Raw genomic sequence first — 7,146 nt, forward strand, 5'->3', positions numbered from 1 at the left:
CTGTGAAAGTGATATCGGTAACAAGGGTCGATCGACCTTGATGATTTTACCTAACAGGAAAAATAGCCAACTCTGTATCAGGATCGAACAAGTGAATTTTGTCATGGGCGATGGCCAACCAAAGCTCCTCGCCAACTCGGATCGATCGCTCAGGAGGAACCCGCACTTGCATCCTCACCGCCGGAGCATCCGTCAAACAAACCCCCAAATAAGTTTCGTGTCCCAAAGCCTCTACAATTTCCACTTGTACCGAAAGATTTTTGGTAGCCGGAGGGTTAATGCTCAGATGTTCCGGCCGAATGCCCAAAATTAGCTTTCGCCCGTCATACTGTTGTAGACTTTTTGCCCAAATATCGGGTAAAGTAAAGCGAAATTGCGGGTGAGAAATCAACAGCGGAGCACTAAATTCCACCGACAAAAAATTCATCTGCGGAGAACCGATAAACTCAGCAACAAACAAATTAGCCGGCTTATTGTAAAGCTCTAGAGGTCGAGCTACTTGCTGAAGCTGGCCTCTATTCATAATAGCAATCCGATCGCCCATAGTCATCGCCTCAGTTTGGTCGTGAGTCACATAAATAGTTGTAGTTCGCAACTGTCGCTGCAACTGCACAATTTGCGATCGAGTTTCCGCCCTCAATTTCGCATCAAGATTCGATAACGGTTCGTCCATCAAAAAAACTTCAGGATTTCGAGCCATCGCCCTACCCAAAGCTACCCGCTGCTTTTGCCCTCCCGAAAGTTGTTTCGGCAAGCGACTTAAAAGAGATTCTATTTGCAATAATTCAGCTACCTTCAGGACTCGTTCTCCTACGGCCTTTTCCCGTTCCGATAAATAGCGCAAACCCGGAGGCAGCTTGCGAGTCGCTCCTCCTAAAAAGTCCTCAAACAAAAGATAAATAAGAGGATTTTTAAAAGAATTAGAAGCTAAATAATTAATAACCTCTTCTACTTTCTTGCTGATTCCTTCTGCATTCTGGCTTGTTCCTTCTCTTCCTCCTTCTGCCTTCTGCCTTAGCTCTTCTTCCATCTTTCGTCTTCCATCTTCCGTCTTCCGTCTTTCATCTTCCGTCTTCCGCCTTCCTTCTTCCTTCTTCCTTCTTTGGTCTTTCTCCCTTTCCGAGCGGCGCAATCCAAAGGCGAGATTATCGTAAACTGTTAAGTGAGGATAGAGAGCATAATTTTGAAATACCATAGCGATATCTCGGTCTTTAGGAGGCAAATCGTTAACCAGCCGATCGCCCACCCAAATATTGCCGGCAGTCAAAACTTCCAAACCGGCGATCGATCGCAGCAAAGTGCTTTTTCCGCAGCCAGAAGGGCCCACCAGCACCATGAACTCCCCGTCTTCGACCGTTAGGTTAATGCGCCGCAAAACGCTGTTAGACGCAGGGCGATCGGCTATAGGCGAGACATTTTCTGCGACAGTGTTTGCTTCTTTTTCCTGTTCTCCTTGGCGGAGAGGAAAACTTTTGTAGATATTTTCTAATACAACTTGCGCCATTAAACAATTTTAGATTTTAGATTTTAGATTTTAGATGGGGGAATTGGGAATTGGGAATTGGGCATAGGGCATTGGGTCTTGGTAATTGAGATATTCAAGGAAGGAGGAAGTTGGGGAACGAGCAGTGTACAGGATTTAAATGATTTAACGGATGGATGTTGAAGTCAGAAGTCAGAGGTCACAAATCAGATTAATGCCCCATGCCCCATGCCCCATGCCCCATGCCCCATGACTATTGACTATTGACTATTGACTGCTGATAACTTTGATGATTCTTTCACCTGGATTTAGGTCAAAAACTCGATCGCCTGCAGCATCTTTCCCCCAAAAAGCTATAGCATCAATAGTCGATCGCAGCACGCGGCCAGAATTAGTAAAAAGTTTGACATCCGTACCCGGAACAGCCTGCAGCAAGCCAACTAAAGCATCTTTAGGCTCTGAGAAACGAAAAGCTTGAGTGCCAATTTCGCCCCGGTTAGTAAGTCTGACAGAACCTGCAGGCATTCGTTTTGCCCAACCCAACTCGGAAAATAGCACCAGACTGTCGTCCGGGTAGAGAGTGATGCAGCCCACCAACTGTTCCTGCTTCCGCAACCTGGTTACTTGAGAACCCTGGGCCGCGCGGCCCATTGGCGGCAGTTGTTCGTCATCAATCTCAAACCGGAGGACTCGGCCTCCTGAAGTTGCGATCGCCACTTGCTCGCCGACTTTAGCCAGACTCGCACAGCGCAGCCGATCGTCCTCCTTGAGTTTAACAACAGTAACGCCACGATTAGTCAAATCAGCAAATTCCTGCATCGGCAAGCGCTTAATTTTTCCTTGCTGAGTCAGAGTTACTAAATCTGCCGCTTCCGAATTTCCCGGCAAAATAAAATGTGCAACTGTGATTTCGGACAAAGCGCGACCGGCACTTTCTTTAGTAGCACTCGGCGACAACAAACTAACGATCGGCGTTCCCCGGTCTTTGGCGCTACTACTAGGAATATCGGCCACTTTCAACGGGTAAGCTTTGCCGTTAGGAGTTAAGATGACCAAAGTGCGATCGGTTTTCGTCAGATTTGCCGTCACAATAAAATCTTCATTTTTTTCTAAAGCTGAAACCGATTTTTCGCGACTTTTCGAGCGTGGCTTTTCCCCTGTCGGCAAGCGTCGCACGTACTGCTTGTGCGAAAATTCAACAATAGTTTCCTCTGGCTCAAGAACGGGCAATAAGTTAGGCTGAATCGTTGCCGGTGACAACTGCTTCACCCCAGAATTTTTCTTACCAGCAAATTGTGATTCGGCGTTTGCTGCGCGTGCAGTTCCATTGGCGAATTTAGTGCGGCGGGGGTCGGCGTACTTGCGTTTTAGCGATCGAAATTCCTTCTTTAAAGCCTTCAAAAGTTCGCGCCTGTCGCTCAACAACCGCTGCAATTCTTGAATATTAGCCATCAACTCATCAAACTCAGACTGCAAATTTTGCCTTTCCAAACCAGTCAGCCTACGCATCGGCATCGCCAAAATCGCATCAGCTTGACTTTCGCTCAAATTGAGGCGAACTTGGAAAGTTTGCTTAGCAGTAGAGCCGTCAGGAGAATTTCTGAGAATGTCGATCGCGGTATCAAGATTTGTCAAAGCCAACATTAAGCCTTGGACAATATGACAGCGGCGTTCAGCAGCCTGCAACTCGTAATTGTAGCGGCGGGTAAGAGTAACTTCCCGGAAATCCAGAAATTCCTGCAACAATTGTCTGAGGGTCAACTGTCGGGGTTGACCGTTGACAATTGCCAGCAAAATCGCGCCAAAATTTGTTTGCAGGTCAGTTTGTTGGTAAAGGCGAGCCAGAACCGCTTCTGGGGTAAATTCCCGCTTGAGTTCAATCACAACTCGAATCCCTTCGCGATCGCTCTCGTCACGCAAATCAGAAATACCGTCGAGGCGGCCAGCATTGACCAACTCCGCCACCTTTTCAATCCAAGCCGCCTTATTTACCTGAAACGGAAACTCCGTCACCACGATCGCCGTTTTAGTACGCACCTTGCGATTACCTGGCACCTCTTCCACCCCGGCCACACCCCTGACCGCAATGCTGCCTCGACCCTTAGTGTAGGCGTCAACAATGCCCTCTGTAGCGACGATTTCCCCTCCGGTTGGAAAATCAGGGCCCGGAATCAGTTCTATCAACTTCTCATCCGATAGTTCCGGGTTTTCAATCAAAGCAATTAAACCGTCTACCACCTCCCCCAAATTGTGCGGCGGAATATTAGTTGCCATCCCCACAGCAATGCCCGTACAGCCATTGAGTAACAGAAACGGCAACTGAGCAGGCAGCGCCGTCGGTTCTTGCTGGGAACTGTCAAAGTTAGCAGTAAAATCAACAGTTGCATCGCCGACTTGGGTTAGCATAGCTTCGTGGGCGATCGGTGCCAGCCTCGTTTCCGTATAGCGCATAGCAGCCGCCGGATCATTGTCCACCGAACCGAAATTGCCGTGACCCGCCAGTAAAGGATACCGGCTCGAAAACTCCTGAACCATGCGTACCAGAGCGTCGTAAACCGATTGGTCGCCGTGGGGGTGATATTTTCCCAAAACATCTCCAACTACCCGGGCGCACTTACGGTAAGGTCGGTCTGGCGTCAGACCGAGTTCGTGCATCGCATATAAAATTCGACGGTGAACAGGTTTTAAACCGTCGCGGACATCAGGCAAAGCTCGCCCGACGATCACACTCATGGCATATTCGAGGTACGATTGCTGCATCTCGGCGTGCAGAGGCGTAGAAATTACTTGCCCGGAAAGTAGGTTGAGTTGTTTAGCCATGAGTCTTTGTGTCCGTTAATTCCTGAGTGAAAACAGCCTCTGTCAATAATGCCGAGGTTCCCTGTCTCGATTGAAAAGCCTTTGCCGCAGGCGAACCGAAAGTTCGACCCAACCGCCCAGTTGAAGAATAAAAATAAACTTAACTTGTGAAAGCAGAATCAGAGTCCCGAAGACGGGCAACACTTGCCTCTTACTCTCCACTCTTACCCTAACCTCTATGTTGCCTTCATTTGTGCCTACCTGTCTATTTACCTTCTGCCGTGAGAAGATTGATTCACAGGAGAACACGGAATGCCCAAAACTCAGAACCTAGTGAGGCTTTAGCTTTTCCTAGGAAAGCGTCACGAGGGACTTGAGTCCCCGTCAATCCATGATAGAATTTAATTGCAATTAGGAATAACCATCTACACGAAGAAATATTTTATTCAGGAGAAACCCCAGATTGATCTCGTCTCAGTACAGCCGTAGCGTGGATCAAGCAGCAATGGTAGACGATCGAGCTTACCGTGTTTTGGCAAGCGTGATGGACTCCGAAAGTATTAAAAAAGAAAAGTAAGCGGAATTGGAATACGTCTGGTACTGGTACTTGTTCTGATCGTGTAGAGGCGACTGGACTATGAGTGAAGTCCAAGTTTTGGGCTTATTGAACCATAGAGCGTGGCCGTGACTCGCTGAGAGTGTCAAAAATGCCGATATTTATGAATTCATCAGTCAAAAGCTCTCCTGGCGATATCTCCTAGTCTGACATCCCCTTGATGAACGCAAGCGTCGATATTTTCAGCCGTTTTGAGGGGTTAAAACTGAGTATTAGGAATCTCCAACAATCCCCGCTAGATTCGCTACTTCAAAGGCTGTGGCGACGGGAGTATGTGAATAAACATGGCTTGATTATAATGAGCAAGAAGGAAAATAATTATCACACATTCCCGACTCTAATCCCCGTTCACAAAATAATGCAACTGTAGGCCCGTGTTCCAAACTGATATCCAGTCAATCAGTTCCCATCTAAAATCTAAAATCTAAAATCTAAATTCTAAATTCTAAAATGGTAGAAGCCGGAGGCTTTACCGAAAGAGAGGATATTATAAGTCCAGGACGCACGGGTAGTCAGAAACCCGGTTTTTTCATAGAAATAGTTCGTTATAGCCGACCGAAACGAGCAAAAGCTGGGTTGCGAGGCGCCGTCCCTGCCTCCTAGATTGTACTAGAAACCTGCTACCTGAGAATCTTGAGGCTCTCACGAGTGCCAGGTCTAGTTATAAAAAACAACTAAACTGTCTGTGTGTAGTAGTCTAAATGATGGTACTGGATGCTTCTAGGCATCTGTAAACCCTCTCACAGCTAGTGGCTCAAGGATATACATACGGGTTTTGCAGGGTTCCCGGCTGATGGCGCTAAAAACTCTGCATTTTTGACGGGGAATGTAGTCCCCGTGTCGTGTTCCTCTTTGGACTAAAGTCACAAAGTTTCTATACTTCCCATATTTATTTATGAAAACCGTTCTGATTGTAGAGGACGATTTGGTTAATGCTCGGGTTTTTTCCAAAATTCTGACTAAGCGGGGGGGCTTAGCCGTGAAGCACACGGAAAATGTTGAAGAGGTGATGCAGATTGCTGCCAACGGCGAAGCTGATTTGATTTTAATGGATGTGTCTCTTTCGCGCAGCGTGTACCAGGGCAAATCTGTTGACGGGATTAAGATTACTCAACTCCTCAAAGCTGACCCACAAACGGCATCGCTGCCGATTATTTTGGTGACTGCTCACGCGATGGCTGGTGATAAAGAAACATTTCTGGATCAAAGCGGTGCCGACGGTTACATCTCTAAACCTGTGGTAGACCATCAAGAGTTTGTTAATCAAATCAAGGCTTTGCTGCCTGATTGAGTGAACCATATATGCAGAAGGAAGAAGGAAAAAGGAAGAAGGAAGAAAGAATTGTTTGTTTAAACCAACAAACAATTAAAACTCTAGAATTACAAAGTTTGCTTAAACTCTGAATCTTCCTTCTTCCTTCTTCCTTTGGATGTCTCATCGCACAATGCTATGAGTTCGGACTGTTAATTAGTGAGGATAATTTGAGATTTTTCAAGTCATGAAATCGCAGTGTGCGTTGCGGCGAGGAACCAAATTATCCTCAGCGATCGCAACGCTGTTCACTCATTCATGCAATCTCAAAACTATGATTAGTCTTCGTCCTCATCGAAGTCAAAACCGATATCATCATCATCGTCAACATCAGGTCCCAAGGCATCATTCTCAGTCTCAGCGACAAAATCGTCCTCATCAACCTCAACTTCCTCAAAATCCTCATCAGGCTCAAGATCAGACGGGCGCCCGATCTCAAAACCGCTCTCGATCGTATAAGCACGGCGCGCAGTACGGTCATCAAGTACCACATCCTCCTGTAAATCGTGGATGTCGTCATCAAACACAGCACCATCAAAACCCGCATCCTGGACCCCAGCATCCTCATAGGCATTGAACCCAGTACCGGCAGGAATCAGGCGGCCGATAATCACATTTTCCTTCAGCCCCCGCAGCCAGTCAGACTTACCTTCGATCGCAGCCTCAGTCAACACCCGCGTAGTCTCCTGGAACGAAGCAGCAGAAATAAAGCTATCAGTATTCAGCGAAGCCTTAGTAATCCCCAGCAACACCGGAGTATAATCCGCCGGCGCTCCACCAGTAATTGACATCGCCTCATTCACCTGCTCAACCTGCCGCAATTCTACCAACTCGCCGGGGAGCATAGTAGTATCGCCGCCATCTTCCATCCTGACTTTGTTGGTCATCTGGCGGACAATCACCTCGATGTGCTTATCAGAAATATCCACGCCCTGA

Annotated in this window: 3 protein-coding genes and 1 pseudogene; 1 reads left to right on the top strand and 3 read right to left on the bottom strand. The window is 47.3% G+C overall.

Annotated elements, in window-relative coordinates:
* Positions 1–46: 46 nt before the first annotated feature.
* Positions 47–1,504 (bottom strand): ATP-binding cassette domain-containing protein, encoded by a 1,458-nt coding sequence (locus Q5691_RS23150; RefSeq protein ID WP_333347319.1) that lies wholly within the window; start codon positions 1,502–1,504, stop codon positions 47–49.
* A gap of 246 nt (positions 1,505–1,750) precedes the next feature.
* Positions 1,751–4,303, bottom strand: a complete 2,553-nt coding sequence (locus Q5691_RS23155; RefSeq protein WP_333347322.1) for a DNA topoisomerase (ATP-hydrolyzing) — start codon at positions 4,301–4,303, stop codon at positions 1,751–1,753.
* A gap of 1,490 nt (positions 4,304–5,793) precedes the next feature.
* Here Q5691_RS23155 and Q5691_RS23160 point away from each other — a divergent pair.
* Positions 5,794–6,189, top strand: a complete 396-nt coding sequence (locus tag Q5691_RS23160; protein WP_006632892.1) for a response regulator — start codon at positions 5,794–5,796, stop codon at positions 6,187–6,189.
* A 299-nt stretch (positions 6,190–6,488) separates the two neighbouring features.
* On the opposite strand, the pseudogene rpoC2 reads toward Q5691_RS23160, so the two are convergent.
* Positions 6,489–7,146 (bottom strand): annotated as a pseudogene (gene rpoC2 / locus Q5691_RS23165) (DNA-directed RNA polymerase subunit beta'); the annotation flags it as partial.

Source organism: Microcoleus sp. w1-18aA5, assembly GCF_036701705.1.
In the GTDB taxonomy this organism is placed as follows: domain Bacteria; phylum Cyanobacteriota; class Cyanobacteriia; order Cyanobacteriales; family Microcoleaceae; genus Microcoleus.